Source organism: Bradyrhizobium sp. DOA1 (assembly GCF_001593325.1).
In the GTDB taxonomy this organism is placed as follows: Bacteria; Pseudomonadota; Alphaproteobacteria; order Rhizobiales; family Xanthobacteraceae; genus Bradyrhizobium.
On sequence record NZ_JXJM01000001.1, the window covers coordinates 1,116,244 to 1,133,545 of the forward strand.

General features: G+C 64.4%; 23 protein-coding genes. 13 read left to right on the forward strand and 10 right to left on the reverse strand.

Translation table 11 applies throughout. From position 1 onward, the window contains the following. From SE91_RS05205 to SE91_RS05215, 3 genes are all read left to right on the forward strand, one after another. A partial coding sequence (locus SE91_RS05205) for an SDR family NAD(P)-dependent oxidoreductase (protein ID WP_197489423.1) occupies positions 1-810 on the forward strand: 810 nt, incomplete at its 5' end. A 216-nt stretch (positions 811-1,026) separates the two neighbouring features. Further along, positions 1,027-1,611 carry a HutD/Ves family protein gene (locus tag SE91_RS05210; protein WP_061846822.1) on the forward strand — a complete coding sequence of 195 codons (585 nt, stop codon included), beginning with the start codon at positions 1,027-1,029 and terminating at the stop codon, positions 1,609-1,611. A 104-nt stretch (positions 1,612-1,715) separates the two neighbouring features. Then, positions 1,716-2,912, forward strand: a complete 1,197-nt coding sequence (locus SE91_RS05215) for an adenylate/guanylate cyclase domain-containing protein (RefSeq protein ID WP_061846823.1) — start codon at positions 1,716-1,718, stop codon at positions 2,910-2,912. 33 nt (positions 2,913-2,945) lie between these two features. On the opposite strand, the gene SE91_RS05220 is transcribed toward SE91_RS05215, so the two are convergent. The 4 genes from SE91_RS05220 to SE91_RS05230 form a co-directional block, all read right to left on the reverse strand. Then, entirely contained in the window at positions 2,946-3,239 is a 294-nt protein-coding gene (locus SE91_RS05220; protein WP_061846824.1) for a hypothetical protein, read from the reverse strand. A gap of 159 nt (positions 3,240-3,398) precedes the next feature. Continuing rightward, the gene (locus SE91_RS05225; RefSeq protein WP_008561745.1) at positions 3,399-3,578 is read right to left on the reverse strand and encodes a hypothetical protein; all 180 of its coding nucleotides are present in this window, start codon (positions 3,576-3,578) and stop codon (positions 3,399-3,401) included. An 86-nt stretch (positions 3,579-3,664) separates the two neighbouring features. Next, entirely contained in the window at positions 3,665-3,874 is a 210-nt protein-coding gene (locus SE91_RS35985; protein WP_008561743.1) for a hypothetical protein, read from the reverse strand. 89 nt (positions 3,875-3,963) lie between these two features. Next, positions 3,964-4,332, reverse strand: a complete 369-nt coding sequence (locus SE91_RS05230) for a rhodanese-like domain-containing protein (protein WP_060735017.1) — start codon at positions 4,330-4,332, stop codon at positions 3,964-3,966. 230 nt (positions 4,333-4,562) lie between these two features. Here SE91_RS05230 and SE91_RS05235 point away from each other — a divergent pair, with 230 nt between their 5' ends. Further along, complete coding sequence (locus tag SE91_RS05235; RefSeq protein WP_193409767.1) at positions 4,563-4,790, forward strand: hypothetical protein; 228 nt, start codon at positions 4,563-4,565, stop codon at positions 4,788-4,790. A 75-nt stretch (positions 4,791-4,865) separates the two neighbouring features. After that, positions 4,866-5,663, forward strand: coding sequence for an adenylate/guanylate cyclase domain-containing protein (locus tag SE91_RS05240; RefSeq protein ID WP_061846825.1), 798 nt, complete (start codon positions 4,866-4,868; stop codon positions 5,661-5,663). Between the two features lie 37 nt (positions 5,664-5,700). On the opposite strand, the gene SE91_RS05245 is transcribed toward SE91_RS05240, so the two are convergent. Then, entirely contained in the window at positions 5,701-6,321 is a 621-nt protein-coding gene (locus tag SE91_RS05245) for a TetR/AcrR family transcriptional regulator (RefSeq protein WP_061846826.1), read from the reverse strand. Between the two features lie 299 nt (positions 6,322-6,620). Here SE91_RS05245 and SE91_RS05250 point away from each other — a divergent pair, with 299 nt between their 5' ends. Beyond that, positions 6,621-7,040 (forward strand): hypothetical protein, encoded by a 420-nt coding sequence (locus tag SE91_RS05250; protein ID WP_156489464.1) that lies wholly within the window; start codon positions 6,621-6,623, stop codon positions 7,038-7,040. Positions 7,041-7,124: 84 nt separating this feature from the next. After that, positions 7,125-7,574 (forward strand): lipocalin-like domain-containing protein, encoded by a 450-nt coding sequence (locus tag SE91_RS05255; RefSeq protein ID WP_008561720.1) that lies wholly within the window; start codon positions 7,125-7,127, stop codon positions 7,572-7,574. A 122-nt stretch (positions 7,575-7,696) separates the two neighbouring features. Here SE91_RS05255 and SE91_RS05260 read toward each other — a convergent pair whose 3' ends face one another. Genes SE91_RS05260 through SE91_RS35990 form a run of 3 tightly spaced genes read right to left on the reverse strand, consistent with a single transcriptional unit; the run spans position 7,697 to position 9,977 of the window. Beyond that, positions 7,697-8,650, reverse strand: coding sequence for a LysR substrate-binding domain-containing protein (locus SE91_RS05260; protein WP_156489465.1), 954 nt, complete (start codon positions 8,648-8,650; stop codon positions 7,697-7,699). Further along, positions 8,647-9,756, reverse strand: a complete 1,110-nt coding sequence (locus SE91_RS05265; RefSeq protein ID WP_245318324.1) for a LysR family transcriptional regulator — start codon at positions 9,754-9,756, stop codon at positions 8,647-8,649. The genes SE91_RS05260 and SE91_RS05265 overlap by 4 nt, the downstream gene beginning before the upstream one ends. 53 nt (positions 9,757-9,809) lie before the next feature. Next, positions 9,810-9,977, reverse strand: a complete 168-nt coding sequence (locus SE91_RS35990) for a hypothetical protein (protein WP_156489466.1) — start codon at positions 9,975-9,977, stop codon at positions 9,810-9,812. 124 nt (positions 9,978-10,101) lie between these two features. On the opposite strand from SE91_RS35990, the gene SE91_RS05270 reads away from it, so the two are divergent. The 6 genes from SE91_RS05270 (at position 10,102) to ku (ending at position 15,033) form a co-directional block, all read left to right on the forward strand. Beyond that, positions 10,102-10,383, forward strand: a complete 282-nt coding sequence (locus SE91_RS05270; protein ID WP_008561713.1) for a hypothetical protein — start codon at positions 10,102-10,104, stop codon at positions 10,381-10,383. An 85-nt stretch (positions 10,384-10,468) separates the two neighbouring features. After that, positions 10,469-10,726: a hypothetical protein gene (locus SE91_RS05275; protein ID WP_008561711.1), complete on the forward strand. Its 258-nt coding sequence runs from the start codon at positions 10,469-10,471 to the stop codon at positions 10,724-10,726. A 76-nt stretch (positions 10,727-10,802) separates the two neighbouring features. Continuing rightward, positions 10,803-11,081, forward strand: a complete 279-nt coding sequence (locus SE91_RS05280) for a hypothetical protein (RefSeq protein ID WP_245318326.1) — start codon at positions 10,803-10,805, stop codon at positions 11,079-11,081. A gap of 127 nt (positions 11,082-11,208) precedes the next feature. Next, positions 11,209-12,369 (forward strand): alpha/beta fold hydrolase, encoded by a 1,161-nt coding sequence (locus tag SE91_RS05285; RefSeq protein ID WP_245318328.1) that lies wholly within the window; start codon positions 11,209-11,211, stop codon positions 12,367-12,369. Between the two features lie 120 nt (positions 12,370-12,489). Further along, positions 12,490-13,854 (forward strand): DUF4403 family protein, encoded by a 1,365-nt coding sequence (locus SE91_RS05290; protein WP_061846831.1) that lies wholly within the window; start codon positions 12,490-12,492, stop codon positions 13,852-13,854. Between the two features lie 228 nt (positions 13,855-14,082). Continuing rightward, the gene (gene ku, locus SE91_RS05295; RefSeq protein WP_061846832.1) at positions 14,083-15,033 is read left to right on the forward strand and encodes a non-homologous end joining protein Ku; all 951 of its coding nucleotides are present in this window, start codon (positions 14,083-14,085) and stop codon (positions 15,031-15,033) included. A gap of 98 nt (positions 15,034-15,131) precedes the next feature. On the opposite strand, the gene SE91_RS05300 is transcribed toward ku, so the two are convergent. Both SE91_RS05300 and SE91_RS05305 read right to left on the reverse strand, forming a co-directional pair. Then, the gene (locus tag SE91_RS05300) at positions 15,132-15,914 is read right to left on the reverse strand and encodes an alpha/beta fold hydrolase (protein ID WP_061846833.1); all 783 of its coding nucleotides are present in this window, start codon (positions 15,912-15,914) and stop codon (positions 15,132-15,134) included. A gap of 254 nt (positions 15,915-16,168) precedes the next feature. Beyond that, positions 16,169-16,438 (reverse strand): hypothetical protein, encoded by a 270-nt coding sequence (locus SE91_RS05305; RefSeq protein WP_061846834.1) that lies wholly within the window; start codon positions 16,436-16,438, stop codon positions 16,169-16,171. Positions 16,439-17,302: the final 864 nt, after the last annotated feature.

Here is a 17,302-nt window from a genome sequence, read left to right on the forward strand (position 1 = left end):
CGTCCGCCCAGCGCGGAGTCCCTGGGCGAGGCGCCGGGCAGGGGCCGCCTGAAAGGCCGCCGCATCCTGATCGTCGGCGGCGGCCAGCGCGTGTTCGACGCCGCCACCGATCCGATCGGCAACGGCCGCGCCATGAGCATCCTCTGTGCCCGCGAAGGCGCGAAGGTCGCGGTGGCCGATCTCAACCGAACCTCGGCCGAGCAGACGGTGAAGCGCATCACCGATGAAGGCGGCGAGGGCTTTGCCATCGCAGCCGACGTGACGAGCGAAGCCGACGTCCAGCGCATGATCGAGGAAGCTCATCGCGCCATGGGCGGGCTCGACGGCATGGTGCTGAACATCGGCACCTTCGGCAAGGTCGGGCTCGATAATGTCAGCCCCGAGGAGTGGAACAGGATCTACGACGTCAACGTCCGCGGTCCGATGCTGTGCTGCCGCGCCGCGATGCCGAAGTTCGACGATGGCGGCGCCATCGTCTTCATCTCCTCTATCGCGGCGCTGAAGGCGGGATCGCAGATGGCGGTGTATGATTCCTCGAAAGCCGCGCTCGGCGGCCTGATGCGCAACATCGCCCATCACGGCGCGCGCCGCGGCATCCGCGCCAATCTCGTCTATCCAGGTCTCGTCGACACCCCCAACGGCCGCGAAGCCGGCGCCGGCCGCCCCTCGCGCGGCAAGGGCCACATTCCCTTCGGCCGCCAGGCGATCGCCTGGGAGATCGCCTATGCCGTGCTGTTCTTCCTGTCGGACGAAAGCGTCTACGTCACCGCGCAGACGCTCGCGGTGGATAGCGGGCTCAGTGGGATGTGAGGCGTAGCGCGGTTCACGGCCATAGACCACCGTCGTCATTCCGGGGCGCGCGCAGCGCGAACCCGAAATCCATAGAGCAGCAGGTTGGTGGACGGATGGATTCCGGGCTCGCGACTTTCGTGGCGCCCCGGAATGACGCTGCCGCGTATTGCGCTTGGCTCCACCCGGGCTACAACGCTGGTCGATACTCCGGCGTTTTCCAGGCGGTTCGAACCCATGAAAACCACATTGCTCCACCCCGAGAACTACACCCGCTCGCCCTGGAAGAACGGCGGCGGCATCTTCACCGACATCGCCGATGCCCATCGGGCAGGTAGCCCGGTGAAGGATTGGGACAGCCTGCTCTGGCGGTTTGCCTCGACGCCGATCGTGTCGCCCGGTCCGTTCTCCTACATGCCCGGAATCGACCGCTTGCAGATGGTCGTCGGCGGGCGTGGGCTCGTGCTGAAATCGCCGACGCATGAGTTCGACGAACGTGAACCTTTTACGACGGTGCGCTTCACCGGCGAGATGGAGATCGTGACCGCGCTCGAGGCCGGTCCGGTCGAGGTGGTGAATCTGATGGCCCGGCGCGGGGCGGCGGAGATCGCGCTCGAAGCGCTCCGGGAGCCCGGCGAGCGGCAGCTTGCCGCGGGTACGCATCTCGTCTATGCCGCGCACGGCGATTGCCGCATCCGTCTTGGCAGCGAGGATTTTGCGATTCCCCGCGAAGGCACGCTGAAGATCGAGCTCACCGAGCCGTCGAAGCTTGCGCTCGTCGCGAGCCTGGCTGTGCTGGCCTCGATCCGCATCGTCGGCTAAAAGCCGGCCAAGCTGCGTACAAGCCGGGCAATCGGGCAGGTTGACGCGGCAAGTCCGGCGCACGATATCTGCCCCGATGCAGACCGCCGCTCGAGAGGCAGGACATGAACGCGCTATCAGACCATCCCGCCTCCGCTACGCCTGCCGATGGCGTGATCGACTGGCTGACCAACGGCACGCGCGACGAGCGCTTCATCGACAACATCTTCGCGCAGATGTGCATCCGCCTCCAGCAGGCGGGCATCCCGCTGAAGCGGTCGACGCTTCACGTGATGATCCATCATCCGCAATGGCTGGGCGCCCGCATGATGTGGTCCAACGGCAAGAGCGAGGCGGAGATCACGCTCGCCGACTATAACGTTCGCGAGCGGTCCGAATATATCGGCAGCGCCGCCAACGAGATCCATGACGGCGCCGACGAGGTGCGCGAAAAGCTCGAACAGGATTCCTCGCTGGGCCGCAAGCACGCCCTCTATGACGACATGCGGTCGCTGGGCATGACCGATTATGTGGCCTGGCCGATGTTCCACACGCTCGGCAAGCGCCACGTCGTGACCTTTGCCACTGACCGCCCCGGCGGTTTCGAGGATGCCCACATCGCCGGCCTGAAGAAGCTGCTGCCGGTGCTGGCGCTGGTCAGCGAGATCCGCATCAAGAACCGCCTGGCGCGTACGCTGCTCGAGACCTATGTCGGCTCCCATGCCGGCGAACTGATCCTCGCCGGCGCCACAAGGCGCGGGACCGGTACGACGGTGCGCGCAGCGATCATGATCTGCGACCTCCGGGATTTCACCAAGATCTCCGACAATTGGCCGCGCGACGACGTCATCGATCTGCTCAACGACTATTTCGACGCGATGTCCGAGCCGATCGCGCGGCACGGCGGCGAGATCCTCAAATTCATCGGCGACGGCCTGCTCGCGATCTTCCCGCTCAGCCAGCCCAATGCCTGCGCCAATTTGCTCCATGCCGTGACCGAGGCGCGCCAGGCCATGGCCGCGCTGAACGAGCGTAACAACGGCACGGGCCGCGCGCCGCTCAATTACGGCATCGGCGTCCATGTCGGCGACGTCATGTACGGCAATATCGGATCGTCGAGCCGGCTCGACTTCACCGTGATCGGCCCCGCCGTCAACATGGCCTCCCGCCTCGAGGCGCTGACCAAGACGATCGGCAAGAAGGTGCTGCTGTCGCGCGATTTCGCCGAACTGGTGGAGAAGGAGTTCGCGCTGGACCATGTCGGCCGGCACGAGGTGCGCGGCTTCAGCGAGCCGATCGAGCTGTTTGCTTATCCGAGCTGAGTAGCGGACGGCTGCCGAACGCGTCGCCGGGGTCTATTTGCTTTTCGTACCGGGAGCGTTCGGCTCGGCCTGTTGGCCGCCCTGGGTTTGCCTCGCGGGGTCGTTGTCGCCCGGCCGCATCGTCGACGATTTCGCCGGTGCGCTGGCGCCGCCGCTGTTGTTGTCCGAGGACGTATTGAGGCTGGAGGCTCCCGCGCCGGTCGTGCCGCCGGTCCCCGTGGAATTGATGCCCGATCCGGTCCTGGATGCTCCAGTGCCGCTTTGGGCAAATGCGGCGAGGGGCGAGCCGAGAGCCGCAATGAGCGCTGCGAGAACGAGTGCTTTCATGTCCGCTCCTGTGAATTGACGTCAGGCAGCCCCGGCTCTGGTCCGGGGGCTGGGTCGAGCCGAGGCCGCCATTGGCCGGAATTGTGGGACCCCGGCGCGGGGCAATGCGCGGGAACGCGGGGCGTTCCTATTCCCCGCGGATGACACAAGGTAGCGTCACTACGCCGACCAGCGATCCTGCTCTTCCTGGTGAGCGTGCTCGTTCAGCCGGTCGGCGATCTCGTCCGCGATCTCTTCGGTCTCGGCCGAGGCCACCGGCTCGCCCTTGTGCGTCTTCAACTTGTCCTTGTCGGCTTCGATCGGGAAGTCGTCGGGCTTCAGTCCGGCTTCCTTGCTCATGGCGCGCCTCATGATGTCCTCGAACAGGACAACCCGCAGGACGGCCGATCGTTGCTACCAGGATGAAGCCGGATCGACGCAGTTTCTCAGGCGCCGCCAACCGCCCGGGTGACGGTCCCGCTGCCGCCGCAGGTGGCGCAGGGCGCGCCGTCGACGCGCCCCTTGCCGTGGCAGTCCGGGCAGACATCTTCGCCGGTGCCCGTGGTTCCCGGCGCGGCTTCGTCGCCGGGATTGAGCATGGGCTGCGTTCTCGCCGTCGTTGCGCCTTGCGCGTCTGACGTCTTGGTCCTGGTCATCGGCACCTCCTCGAAAAGACCGCAACGCCGCCCGCCGCAGGAAGTGCCTAAGATGCCGCCGCAAAACGCAACCTCATCCTGAGGGCCGGCTACTTCTCGACGGCGCCCGACCAATCCTTGAAGCCGCCGACATTATAGACGTTCTCGTAGCCCATATCCTTCAGGAGCTTGCCGGCCAGCGCCGACCTGCCGCCGGACGCACAATAGAGAATGACGGTCTTGCTCTTGTCGAACGCCTTGTCGTGATAGGGAGATTCCGGATCGGCGCGGAACTCCAGCATGCCGCGCGAGACGTGCACGGCGCCCGCGATCTTGCCGCTTGCGGCGACTTCCGGCGCATCGCGAACGTCCACGACCAGCGTGTTGCCGTTCTTGATCATCTCGGCCGCCTGGTCAGAGCTGATCTTGGGGACTGCCGCGTTCGCAGCTTCCAGCATTTGCTTGACGCTTATTGCCATTTCTCTCTCCCTTGCCGTCCCCCGCCTGACGATAGCACATGGATCTCAGCCGTGCCTGCTCCAGCCGATGGATGCTCACGCGCGGCGTTTTGTCGGCTTGTTCGCGGCATCGGGCCGCGTCGTGCGGATGGGCAAATGCAGGCGCCTTGTTGAAAGATATCGCCGCGCGGGACGCGTAGGGTGGTGTCGTCGGCGGCTCGGACCAATGCCGCTGCCCCAGCGAGGATGCCATGACGCAGATGTCACGACGAGGCCAGCAATATATGGAAACGGCGCAGAGCCTGCTGCGCGCTGCGATGAGTATGACCGACGAGGTGGTTGCGACGCGGCTGAAGCTGCTGGCTGACGACTATCAGCGCCGCGCCGAGAAGGCTTCGAGCGCCGATGCCGAGAGGTCCGTGGCGCGCACGGCCGCCAGGACCGAACATGATTGGTCGGAGGGCGGCTTTGCGGGCTAGCCGCCCGGTTGCCAACGCCGGGTTGTGCGATTACGCTTTGCGGACGCTACGCAAACGGTCTTCCGTCGCACGTTAATGCCGAAATTCCTTCGCATCGGTGTCCATCAGTCGAACGTCTCCGGGTACACGTCGAAGGCCTGGTGCGTCAGGCGCACCGGCTCGACCATCTTCCTGAAATGGGGCGCCGTGGAGGTGCAGGGCACCGGCGCCGCGCGCAAGGTCTACTGGTCGCGTCTGCCGCAGGAGAAGACGATCCGCTGCCGCACCGCGCAGCGCGCGCAGGACTATGCCAAGGCCGCGATCGCGCGGCGCCGCAGCCATCGCTACGAGCCGCTAACGGGAGCCATCGTGCTGCGCCGCCGCCCCGCCGCGCGCGGACCCGAGCTCAAGCAGGCGCTCGCCACCATCCTGATCGTCGACATCGTCGGCTCCACCGCTAAGGCGGCAAAGCTCGGCGATGCGCGCTGGACCAAAGTGATGGGCCATTACTACGCCGCGGTCCGTAAAGAACTGAAGACATGCGGCGGCAAGGAGGTCGTGACCACCGGCGATGGCGTGCTCGCGACCTTCAGGAAACCCGCCGCTGCCATCTCCTGCGCGGCCGCGATCCAGAAAGCGGTGCGCACGCTCGGCCTCGAGATCCGGGTCGGCCTGCACGCGGGCGAATACACCATCAGCGGCGGCGAGATGGTCGGGCTCGCCTTCCACATCTGCACCCGCGTTGCCGCCAAGGCGCATGCCGGCGATGTGCTGGTGTCGAGCGCGGTGAAGGAGCTGATGACGGCGCAGGCGGCGGTGAGCCTGAAGGATCACGGCATGCACCGGCTGAAGGGTGTGCCGGAACGGTGGAGGCTGTGGCGGGTGGTGGGCTGAGGGATCCCAACAGCTGCCGCGAGGGCTGTGCCCAGCTTCAAGTTTCCGCTTTGATGCTGGCGAAACAGTCCCGTAAGTAAGCGGCGAACGGGCGCCTTCCCTCGTCCTGGCTCCAATTGTCGATCGCAAGGCGAAAGGCTCCGGCGGACATCATCGCAACGATGCGCAGGGCGGGGCGCCGCTTCGGCTGCGGCCACATCGCGCAGAGCGCGTCGAACACCGCCTGCTCCTGCTGCGCATATTTCGTGGCCTTGCGGGCCTGCAGCGTCTCATTGGCGCGGATGAAGCGGTCGATCGCCATCATCTGCTTGCGGGCCTCGGCGTTCTCGTAGGATGCGGTGAGCTTCACCAGCGCGTTTTTCACCGCTTCGAGCGGCGTCTGCTTGGTTGATTGCTCCAGAATGGCGAGCCGTATGGTTTCGGCAAGGCCGCCTTGCCAGGCCAGGATGATGTCTTCCTTCGACCTGAAATAATAGAAGAAGGTCCGGCGCGATATTCCCGCTTCCTCGGCGATGGCGTCGAGCGTCGTCGCCTCATAGCCGTTGCGAAGGAATAGCCTCAGCCCAGTGTCGGCGATGCGTCGCAAGGTTTCGCGGCGCTTTTGCTCCCTCAATCCTTCCTTTTTCGGAGTTGCGTCCTCTCCGGCTTGTTTCGACACGAAACGGCCTCATTCAAACTTACACTGAGTGCGATAAATATTCGCATCAAGTGCGAAGTTACTGCATGTGCGGCCGCGCGGCAAGGCTCGGCTGATCAGGCGCGTCTAGACCAGACGAAGGGATGACGATGACTCATCGCGACAATGCGATGCACCGGCCCCGGCGTGCGACCGGCAGGCTTCATTTGCGCTTGCGGACGGCGCCCGGCCTGCGCGCCGTGCGGCCAGCTCATCCCGTCGCGCATCGCCGCGAAGGCATCGTGCAGGCCTCTCCTAGGGACCGCGACGAGCGCCGATTCATGGCGCGCAGCCTCGCCCGTGCGGCCCAGGCGTTGCGATCGCCCTATTTCGGCAACATCGGCGTCCTCATTCTGCTGTGCGTCATGTCGTTCCATCCCTGTTTCGATCTGGCCAAGATAGTCTCGAATAGCGTCCTGTGCCTCGGTGCGAAGGCGGCGTTCGCGGCGACGGTCAATCTCGTCGTGAACGACTGGACCCCGACGATCCAGGCCTTTCTCGCCGGCCGACTGCTGCGCTGGATCGCCCTCAGCCTGCTGGTCGCATTGCTGCCTGCGCTGACGGTCATTCGCGCCGGCATGCGGGCGAAACTGCGGGCCTTGGCCGGCCTCACGTTGGCGCGGCTGCGAGGCGCCTCCAACACGTCGTTGCGGCTCGTGAGGAGGCAGCGGCCCGAAACCGTCGGCGGGCGACGACGTTGAGCAAATGGTCGCTAGCAGGACGTAGCCGAGGACTCCAACATGAACCGTCGACATCTGGTGTTGATCACCTTGGGAGTTTGCCTGATGAGTGCTCCAGTCAACGCAACGCCGCCGAACAAGGTGCTCGGTACCTGGAGAATGGTCTCCGCCCAGATCGATCCCGACGGAAAGAACCTGCCGGCCTATGGCGCGCGGCCGAACGGGATGCTGACCTTCACGCCGGACATGCACTTCATCGAGGTGCTGACCGATGCGGACATCCCGCGCTTTGCCTCCAACGCGCGGGGCGAGGGCACGGATGCGGAAAACCGCGCCGCCATGGCCGGCAGCATCGGCTTCTTCGGGACTTACACGGTGGATGAGAACGGCGAGTTCAGCGGCAACAAGGTCGAAGGCTGCACCTTCCCGAACTGGATCGGCAGCGTCCGGACGCGGCAGGACTTGCGTCTGGTGGTCGACGGCGACACCATGACCGAGAATTTCCAACGCCCTGACGGCACCAAGATCCGCATCACGTTTGAGCGGGTCCGCTGACGAACAGGGCGCTGTCCACTCCGCACCCTCGCCGGGGCGGAGACTGTATCGAGGTGGAAAGGTGAGCGCATTGCGTGTTCTGCGGTTGTCGCGCCAATGACTGGCCGGACATCGAGACAGTGTCAGCGCGATAGGCGTGAAGGGGCATGCGCAGTGTCTATCCATTCGATCCCAGGTGCCTGCGTTTGACGCAAGATGGTTTCGACAAACGGGGCGAGCAGGTCTCGCACCGCTTCAGCTGCGTTGGTCAAAGGGAAATTGCCGGACGAGATCATGGAACAGGTCAGATAAACAGGTGGCTCGATCGCCTCCGGCGCGCCGAGGTCGTCGCCTGACATGTCGGAAAGATCGCCCTTGGGCAGTACCGAGCCGCCGACGCCCGCCCGCACAGCGCTAATGATGTTTGCCACGACGTCGGCTTCCATCACCACGTTCGGCGAGAGCTTTGCTGTTGCAAACGCACGGTCGAGCGCGGTGCGCGTCATGTTCGGGGAAGGTGGTAGGATGAGCGGCAGCAATGCGAGATCGACGAGTTGCACCGGCTTGCCTTTCGACGCCGCGCGATGGCGAACCAGAAATAGCCGCTGCCTGAACAGCGGTGTACGTGCAACCGTCGGAGCGAATTCGTCCTCCAGCACAAGGCCAAGGTCGAGTTCATGCTCGATCACGCGCCGCTGGATCGTTGGGCTGTCGGAAACCGCCATCCTGAGCACGACGTCGGGAAGGGACTCCTTGCATTTCTCCATGAATGCCATGGGCGCGGTCGTCAGGAGGGTCGACGACATCCCGAGCCGCACGATCCCCTTCGCCTGTCCTGTGCCGGATCGCACGATGCCCGGAAGCTGCTGCAGCCGTCGCAAAATGGAGGATGCCTCTCGATAGAGTACCTCGCCGGCGGCGGTCGGGCGAACGCCGCGCGCGCTACGCAGGAGCAGGCCCACGCCGAGCTGCTCCTCGAGTTGTGCGATCTGCTGGCTGAGCGCCGGCTGCGCGACGTGGATCGTGGATGCTGCCCGTGAGAAGCTGCCTGCATCTACCACGCTGACGAAGTAATGCAGATGACGGTACTGCATCATGCGATGAGGTCCGCGCCGGGCCGCGTGTTCGCGGCGATCTGGTCTTTCATGAAGCGGATCAGGACGTTCTTCACGGCTTCGCCGGCGTGCGTAAGCGGGAAATTGCCGGATGAAACGAGCGAGCATGTGAGAAATATCGGCGGCTCGATGAGCAGCGGTTCGGCGAACGCACCCGGATAGACGTTCTCGAACGTGCCTGCGTTGAAGATCGAACTTCCAACCCCCGAGCGTACCGCGGAAAGCTCGCTCAGCGCTGCATCCGTCTCGGCGACGATGTTTGGGGTCAGCCTTGCCTCCGCAAAAGCGCGGTCGATGACGATGCGCCGGTGCTTGGGGAGTGGCGGGAGCACGAGCGGCAATCTCGCAACCTGCTCGAGGGGAATCGTGCCGCGGTATTCGGTCAGCTGCTTACCTGTCACCAGGTAGAGACGTTGCCGATAAAGCGGATGGCGCGAGAAGTTCGGCACGAAGTGATCTTCGAACACGACGGCCAGGTCGAGCATCTGCGTCTCGATACGGGCTTGAAGGACGTCGCTGTCGCCGTCCGAGAATTTCAGGGTCACTTTTGGGAGGGCTTCGCGGCATGCCGCCACGGCGGGACCGGCAAGGGCGCCAGCGATCGCCACCGTCATTCCGAAGTTGACGATACCCTCGACATCGCCGGTGCTCGACCGCACAATTCCGGGAAGCTGCTCGAGTTGGCGCAGGATTTCCGTGGCCTCGCAAAACACGATCTCGCCGGCGGCTGTGGGCCGCACGCCGCGCGAGCTTCGTTCGAGCAGGACGATGCCGAGACGCTCTTCGAGCTCGCCGATCTGCTGACTGAGCGCAGGTTGCGCAACATGAATCTCCGCGGCGGCGCGCGAGAAGCTGCCGGCTTCGACCACCTTCACGAAATAGCGCAGATGACGAAACTGCATGACCGCGTGCCGCCCCGACCGCTTTCCCGGCTGGCGCGTGCCGTTCCCTCCGACCGCGGAGCCGTCAGTTTGCACTATTACACGCAGCAGGCGAGCCGGCACCTGCAAAGTTGTCGCGATGATCCAAGGGGTTGCGCGTAGGTTGCCGCGACGGGGCGCCGGTCCGGCACTCTGCCAGCTGCGCATGCAGTGCGGCGGACTTTGTCGATCGAAGCCCTGAAAGGTTCAATCGGCCGGAATCACGAACGCTTGTCGGCCTGATCGGCCATATCAGCCGCCGATACCTCTATATCGAGGCGATATTTGTTTTTGATCGAGGTCTGGATCATTGATCCGCCCGCGCTGGCGACGATCCATCCGGACTGCTCCGCCGTCCCGATCGGTGCCGCGGCGCCTTGCAGAAGCATCCTCGTTCAAGAGCCGCCGAACAGTCGGTCTCTCACAACAGTTCAACGGTTTGCCGCGACGAAGCGGCAATCCGCGATTCTTTCATTTCATCAACCCTCACATGAGCAAAAAAGGAGAATTCTCATGGTTAAGACCTGCTTCGGCGCCGCAGCCGTCATTGCGGTCATCCTTGCAACGGCACTTGCCGGCGCACAGCCCGCAGAGGCGCGGGACGGCTGCGGCGCCAATCGCTATCGCGGGCCGGGCGGTGCCTGCCACTGGTTCGGCCGCGGCCCATATCCGAACGGGTTCTATGGCCCGCGCATGGCGTCAAACGGCTGCCCTCCTGGCTACTGGCATGGTCCGTGGGGTCATTGCCGCGATACGCCCTATCACGGCCGGCTCCCCGGCGGCGGCTGGCAATAATCAGTCCAGCGTCATGTCCAATCGATTAGCCGTCAGAGCACGCGGCGACAGCCTGTCGTCGCATATCCTGCCGGTGTCAGGAACGATGATCGGGGTCTGCACGACCCTGATCGGCCTGGTGAAGATCGCAACCCTCAGGCACGGCACGTCGCATGTCGACCAGTACGCTGCATTGGCCGCCGTGACGTTCCTGGCGAGCGCGATGACGTCATACCTGTCGATCCGCTGGTCGGATCGCGCGCAATTGAGCACTCGTATCGAGCGACTGGCCGACGCCATCTTCCTTTGCGGTCTGGCCGGCATCACGCTCGTCGCGACCTTATTCGCCTACGAAGTGATCTAGTTTTCGTATTTGCGCGTCAACGCATGCATCGACCGATGCACATGGCGAAGGACGCCGTCATTCAATGGAGAAAACGATGTTCCGGAATTCAACCAGGATTATGAGCGCTGCGCTGGTGATGATTGCCTCCGAAGGCGGCGCGGCCTCCGCCCAGGGCACGATGCAGCAGCAGGAAGCCTGCCGCCCGGACGTGTTCCGGCTCTGCAGCAGTTACATCCCCAATGTCGGTGCGATAGTCGCCTGTCTGCGCGGCAACGAGCCGAGGCTGAGTGAGCCCTGCCACCAGGTCATGTTCTCTGACGCGAACGAGCCGCACCAGCGAGCGGCACGCATGCGTGCCGGCGACGATCAGTAACGCGGCGACCGCCATCCGTTCAAAACTCCGAACTTATGAGGCGACCATGACTGCTTACTCGCCGTACAGCACCGGAAAGTTGCGACTAACGCGTTGCCTTGCAGCCGCGGTGTGCCTGGCGTCATTATTGTTTCAGATCAGCAATGCCGGCGCGCAAACGCCGTTCTATCGCGCGACGCCCCGTGAACTCGATGTGCCGCCCGGTTCCCTGATCCGTTCCGAGCCGATGATGTTTGCTCCCGCCGGCGCGCAGGCCTATCGGGTGCTCTATCGTTCGGTCGGTATGCAGGGTGAGCCGATCGCCGTGTCCGGCGTCATCGTCGTTCCGCCCGGGCCTGCGCCTGCGGGCGGCCGGCCGATCGTGGCCTGGGCGCACCCGACCACCGGCGTGGTGCCGCATTGCGCGCCCTCGCTTGCGATCTTTGTCTTCCAGCAGATGGCCGGGCTGCGCCGGCTGATCGAGCAGGGCGTCGTCGTTGCCGCCACCGATTATCCGGGGTTGGGCACGGCAGGTCCGCATCCTTATCTCGTCGGCGACAGCGAGGCGCGGGCGGTGATCGACTCGGTGCGTGCGGCGCGCACCCTTCCCGACGTCGGCGGCGGCAGCAGCTTTGCCGTATGGGGTCATTCGCAGGGCGGCCAGGCGTCGCTCTATACCGGCCTCATCGCGCACACCTATGCGCCGGAGCTTCGCCTCGTCGGTGTTGCGGCCGCCGCGCCTGCAACGTCCCTGGTGGCGTTGATGGATGACGACTTCAGCAGTGCAGGTGGCAAGAACCTCACCGCGATGACGCTGTGGTCGTGGTCGCGCGTCTATGGTGCGCCGATCGACAAGGTCGTGCTGCCTAAGGCGATGCCGACCGTCGACCGGCTTTCGAACGAGTGCATCGAGTCGATCTTCGATATCATGGAGCGTCAGAAGACCGAGAAACCGCTCGAGCGGCAGTTCTTGTCGGTGCCGAACATCGCTGCCGTGCAGCCCTGGCGATCGCTGGCGATGCGCAACAACCCGGACCCGCTGCCGCCGCAGATGCCGCTGTTTCTCGCCCAGGGCACTGAGGACAACATCGTCCGGCCGGAAGTCACGCGTGGCTACATGCAGCGGCAATGCAAGGCGGGCGGCAAGGTCGTCATGATGTGGGTGCCCGGCGTGGGCCACGGATTTGTCGCGCGGGACAGCGCCGATACAGCGGTCGCCTGGATGATGGATCGCTTCGCAGGCCGGCCCGCGCCGAGCGATTGCGGCAGGTCGGTTGCCGGCGCCGCGGCGGCCGAGGCCGCGCAATAGATCTCGATTCCGTCAGAAATTTCACACCAGAACAGAGGTTCGATCATGAATTCCGTTTCGACGATATGTTTTCAGCGCGGCCAACGCGCAGTTCGGTGCTCGCTTCTCACCAGCCTTGCCTTGGTCGGCGCTGTCGGCCTCTGCTCCGCGGCAAACGCAGCGGACAAGCCGCCGCTGGCGCCCGACGCCGCAGTGCCGTTCAGCACGAGCTCGCGGCTGTCGGCCTCGCTCGAGTTCAGTCTGCCGACGCTGGCTGAGGATATCGAGCGGAATATTCCGCGTCGGCTTGCCAGCATCGATGAGCGCATCAGCTGCGTGCATCGGCGTGTCTTGTTCTGGAAGGTCAATGCCAATTGCGACGTGTGGGGCTATGTCGAGCGATCTGGTCCGGTGTCGCTGTATGGCCGCGGCGACCGCGTTTACGGTTCGGTGCCGATCTATGGCGCGCTGGAGGGGCAGGGAGCCAATCGCTTCACCGCGCGTATCCATGGCGAGACCGAGGCCAGCGCCACGATCGAGGCGTCGGCGCGTCCGCGGCTCGATCAGGATTGGTCGCTGGATCTAGATTTCAGCGACGGCTTTCGATGGAGCGAGCCGCCGGTCCTGCGTGTGATGGGACACGAAATTCCGCTGGCGAAATATGCCGAGCCGAGGATCAGGTCTGAATTGGGCACGGTGAGGTCGCACGCGTTGGCGGCAGCGCGCCGCCTCGATCTGCGCGACAAGGCAGCGGCCGCCTGGCGGCACGCGTTCGAGCCGATCGAGCTTTCGAGCAGTCCTGCGGTCTGGCTGCAGATGACGCCGCAAAGCGTTTCCTTTGCGGGAATGCAGGCCAGCTCCCGAACCTTGCGCGGCTCGATCGAACTGTCCGGAACGGCGCAAACGCTCATCGGGCAGAACCCGCCGGCGTTGACTGCAACGGAATTGCCGCCGCTTGCTCATAGCGTTGACGCGCCCGGCGCGTTCGACGTCATCCTGCCGGTGCGGATCGGCTATGATGTGCTCAAGGACCGGCTGATGCAGGCGGTTGCGGCGATGCCGCCCGCGGCGGGCTTTGCGGTTCGGGATGTCGAGATATATCCGTCATCGGGCAAGCTCGTCGTCGGCCTGCGCGTTGCCGGCTCCGCCGAGACCGGCGCTGACGCGGGGAAATGGGTCTACCTCTCCGGCGCGGTCCAGGCCGATGCCGACGGTCGCATGATCCGGCTGTCCGGCCTCGATGTCATGACCACTGACGAAGGTCTGTCTGGACTGGTCAATCCCATCGCGGCCGCACTCGGCTCGAAGTTCAATGCCGACTACGGCCTCGCCTACGACAATCTGCTGAGCGCGGCCAACGCAAGGCTCAACAGGCCGCTGAATGACGGCTTTCGCATGGAGGGAAACCTCGCATCCGCGAGATTGGAGACCATATCGCTGCTCGCCGATGGCGTGGTGATCGCGGTCCGCGCCAGCGGCGAGCTGAAGATCCTGTACGGCATGTGAGGCGCGAGCAAATGCGCCGTCGATAGCCGCGGGGCGGATTCCGGCTCCGCGGCCCATGAGGGACCCAAAAAGCACGCGATTCCTGCCGCTTTCGGCCCAAACCGAACCGGTCGAGCCGGATTTCGGCTGTCCCGCGAATTTCCCGCGCTTTTCTCCACAAGCCATGTCGGAACCCAGGCCGGCCGTTCGTCTTGAATCCAAGCCGCCTCGAACCGGAGTTCTGCGTAAATGGCCCCGCGCGCCAATTGGAAAGGCTTCCTGCGACTGTCCCTCGTCACCTGTCCCGTGGCGCTCTACCCCGCCACCTCCGAGAGCGAGAAGATCTCGTTCAACCAGCTCAACCGGCAGACCGGCCACCGCATCAAATATGTGAAGGTGGACGCGGAGACCGGCGACGAGGTGACGAACGAGGATATCGTCAAGGGCTACGAGCTCGAGAAGGGCCAGTACATCGAGGTCTCCAAGGAGGAGCTCGAGGAGATCGCACTCGAATCCACGCGCACTATCGAGATCGACGAGTTCGTCGCGCGGTCGGACATCGATCCGCGCTATCTGATCCGCCCCTATTACATCCGTCCCGACGGCAAGGTCGGCCACGACGCCTTCGCGGTGATCCGCGAGACCATCCGCGAGATGGACAAGGTCGCGATCGGCCGCGTGGTGCTAACCAACCGCGAGCACATCATCGCGCTGGAGCCGATGGACAAGGGCCTCGTCGGCACGCTTCTGCGCTACCCCTACGAGGTGCGCAGCGAGACCGAATATTTCGACGAGATCCAGGACGTGAAGGTCACCAAGGACATGCTCGATCTCGCCCGGCACATCGTCAACCAGAAGGCCGGACGCTTCGAGCCCGAAAGATTCGAGGACCATTACGAGACCGCGCTGATCGAGCTGATCAACGAGAAGCGCGCCGGCAAGGTGATCCGGCCCAAGGAGCGGCCGAAGGGCGAGAACGTCGTCGACCTCATGGAGGCGCTGCGGCGCAGCGTCGGCAAGGAGGCAGGGAAGGAGACAGGCAAGGAAGCCGCGCCCGCGAAGGCCGGCAAGCCGGCAAAGAAGCCGAGGAAGGCAGCGGCCGGCCAGAAGGAGATGCTGATGCCGATCGCCGGCAAGAAGCAGCCGAAGGAAGCGGCGGTGAAGAAGCCAGCGGCGGGGGCGCGGCGGAAGTCGGCCTGAAGCATCCGGGAGTGCAATGCCGGGCGAATCGTATTTCCCTGGGCTCCAGGTTGATTCGCGCCGGTTGATCCCCGCCGCACGGCCCGCCGCGACGAAGCTTACCCGGGACTTCGCACGTAGAGCGAGATGAACCGATCGATCATCGGGTTGATCTGCTCCGGCACTTCGAGCGACAGGAAATGCCCGGAGCCGACCGCCTTGGCGGTGATCAGTTGCGGGCACAACGCCGCAAAACCATCCAGGTCCGCGAGCCGATGGGCCGCCTCGATATAGAGCACTGGGACCTGGCACGCCTGGGCACACTCACGCGCCCGATGCACGTCCCAGGGAAACAGACTTGTGAATGTGGACACCAGCACGTGCTGTGGTGTCGCCAGAAAGGTCTGTTCGACATGGGCGCGGCATCTGTCGGTCGGCAGACAGGAGTCCGCCACGATTCGGCGCGCCTCGTCCGCAAAATTCGCGCCCTTTAAGCCTTCCAGATACCCGGCAAACACCGTCCCTGCCGAGGTAGGGAAGAGCACCCCTGAATCGAGCAGCACCAGGCCTGCAGGAAAGTCCGGATAGCGGGCGGCGATTTCGAGCGCCATGTTGCCACCCATGCTCTGACCGACGATGACCGGCTTCGTGATCTGCTGCCGGTTGCACAGCCAGACGAGATCGTCGGCAAAGCCTTCGATCGAATAGGCCTGTTGCGGCTTGTCGCTCTCACCATGCCCCCGCAGCTCGGCATTCAACGCTCGACCTTGACGGGCGAAATACGCCATCTGCGGCGCGAAATGCGTGCGGTCCCCGCCCAGGCCATGGACGAAGAGAAATTGAAGCGGTCCCCCCCCGGCGATCTCGAAGGAGAGCTGGATCCCGTCACGCGCGAGTTTCATGAGGCGTCTCCGTATTCACCGTTCAGGTGTCTCGGGCGAGTCCTCAATCTAACTGGCGCGCGCCCGGAGGCAATCCTTTCGCCCGGCGAGTTAGGCTGCTCTCGCGCAGGGACCGTGGTCTCCTCGTCGGCTCATCGGAGTTGGTCACCAGCTCTTACGCAAATGCGACCGAAGAACGCAGAAGAAGGCGGCGTTCTTGAGTGCATTGCCCCTGTCTCTCCATGCGGAGAACGGATATCCCGACCGGAGCCGCCTCAGCAATCTCCGTCCCGGCACTCCGGACAGGTATCTCCGATCGACTCCAGAACCTCGCGCACTTCCGCGGTCGCCTCGTCGGCAGAGACGCCGGCAGGCGGATTCAGACGGGCGAGATCGATGGCGCGTGCGTGCGCGTGAGGGTCGGCACGATCCCTGGCCCAACCATGCTCCTCGCATTCGAAGATGGCGCCGGCCTCCTGCAGCACATGGATGGCCCATCCGCGCATCGTCCGGATCGCCGGCCGTCTGTCCCTCGTCATCAGCATGAGAACCGCTCCTCGTCGGGACGAATCCGCCCGCCCGCCTGCTCGTTCCCGGCGGTTAGCACGGGTCAGGGATTCCCAAACGGCAGGGCTGCGCATTGTCCACGTGTTCCGCGGGGCTGTGGAGAAGGCGAGGTGCTGGCGGGGGGCGAGAGCCTCGTCGGCCGGCTCCTGAAGCGCGCGGCTATCACGGTCATGGCGAGATCGACGCGGACATCGATATCGTCGTGCTGACTGAAGCCTGCATTTTCGATGACAGCCATAGCAACACGCGAGTATCGGTTGATCCATATCAAGAGCTTGCTCCCGGGTTTCGGTGCATTCCTTGGAAACGGCATATTGGAGCATGAAATGGGCGAGCGTTCCGAGCTGAAACAGGTCTGTCGCCGAAACGCACTCGGCTTTTTTGGATCCGCGACTGTGTTTGGACTTTTTGCGTCGTCTGCATGTCTCACGGCGTTGCAGGCTGAAGCTCAAACGGCCGCGACGCCGAGCACGCCCGCAACACCGCCGGCAGATGCGTCGAAACCTTCGGCAACGGGCCCGGAATACCAAACCAGGCGAATGAAAAGACGGGCCTCCCTCCGAGCACGCCGCAAGAAGGCTTTGGAACGAGCCACCGCCAAAAAGCAATAAGAGCGCGGAGCGAGCCGCGCTGGCCGCACTGGAAATCTAACCGCGACGGAATGGCGGTGCTGCAGGCCTCCGCGGAGCCAGCAGTTTTGTCCCGAGGAACCCTGTGTTGAGGGGCGGCTTATGTCGTCGTCGGTTCTAGAAGGGGCAAGCCATGGCCATTGATGCATTCGCCGGCACCACGCCGGTGTTTCTCCCCGAGCAGTTCTTCGTCGGCCGCCTGGAAGGATGGGC

Coding starts and splice junctions, on each gene's coding strand:
- SE91_RS05305 (WP_061846834.1), bottom strand. CDS start 16,438: ATGCTGATGACGAGGGACAGACGGCCGGCGATCCGGACGATGCGCGGA.
- SE91_RS05235 (WP_193409767.1), top strand. CDS start 4,563: ATGACGCAGATGTCACGACGAGGCCAGCAATATATGGAAACGGCGCAG.
- SE91_RS35985 (WP_008561743.1), bottom strand. CDS start 3,874: ATGACCAGGACCAAGACGTCAGACGCGCAAGGCGCAACGACGGCGAGA.
- SE91_RS05230 (WP_060735017.1), bottom strand. CDS start 4,332: ATGGCAATAAGCGTCAAGCAAATGCTGGAAGCTGCGAACGCGGCAGTC.
- SE91_RS05240 (WP_061846825.1), top strand. CDS start 4,866: ATGCCGAAATTCCTTCGCATCGGTGTCCATCAGTCGAACGTCTCCGGG.
- SE91_RS35990 (WP_156489466.1), bottom strand. CDS start 9,977: ATGCTTCTGCAAGGCGCCGCGGCACCGATCGGGACGGCGGAGCAGTCC.
- SE91_RS05225 (WP_008561745.1), bottom strand. CDS start 3,578: ATGAGCAAGGAAGCCGGACTGAAGCCCGACGACTTCCCGATCGAAGCC.
- SE91_RS05220 (WP_061846824.1), bottom strand. CDS start 3,239: ATGAAAGCACTCGTTCTCGCAGCGCTCATTGCGGCTCTCGGCTCGCCC.
- SE91_RS05210 (WP_061846822.1), top strand. CDS start 1,027: ATGAAAACCACATTGCTCCACCCCGAGAACTACACCCGCTCGCCCTGG.
- SE91_RS05270 (WP_008561713.1), top strand. CDS start 10,102: ATGGTTAAGACCTGCTTCGGCGCCGCAGCCGTCATTGCGGTCATCCTT.
- SE91_RS05215 (WP_061846823.1), top strand. CDS start 1,716: ATGAACGCGCTATCAGACCATCCCGCCTCCGCTACGCCTGCCGATGGC.
- SE91_RS05260 (WP_156489465.1), bottom strand. CDS start 8,650: ATGATGCAGTACCGTCATCTGCATTACTTCGTCAGCGTGGTAGATGCA.
- SE91_RS05275 (WP_008561711.1), top strand. CDS start 10,469: ATGATCGGGGTCTGCACGACCCTGATCGGCCTGGTGAAGATCGCAACC.
- SE91_RS05255 (WP_008561720.1), top strand. CDS start 7,125: ATGAGTGCTCCAGTCAACGCAACGCCGCCGAACAAGGTGCTCGGTACC.
- SE91_RS05265 (WP_245318324.1), bottom strand. CDS start 9,756: ATGCGCAGCTGGCAGAGTGCCGGACCGGCGCCCCGTCGCGGCAACCTA.
- SE91_RS05280 (WP_245318326.1), top strand. CDS start 10,803: ATGTTCCGGAATTCAACCAGGATTATGAGCGCTGCGCTGGTGATGATT.
- ku (WP_061846832.1), top strand. CDS start 14,083: ATGGCCCCGCGCGCCAATTGGAAAGGCTTCCTGCGACTGTCCCTCGTC.
- SE91_RS05250 (WP_156489464.1), top strand. CDS start 6,621: ATGGCGCGCAGCCTCGCCCGTGCGGCCCAGGCGTTGCGATCGCCCTAT.
- SE91_RS05300 (WP_061846833.1), bottom strand. CDS start 15,914: ATGAAACTCGCGCGTGACGGGATCCAGCTCTCCTTCGAGATCGCCGGG.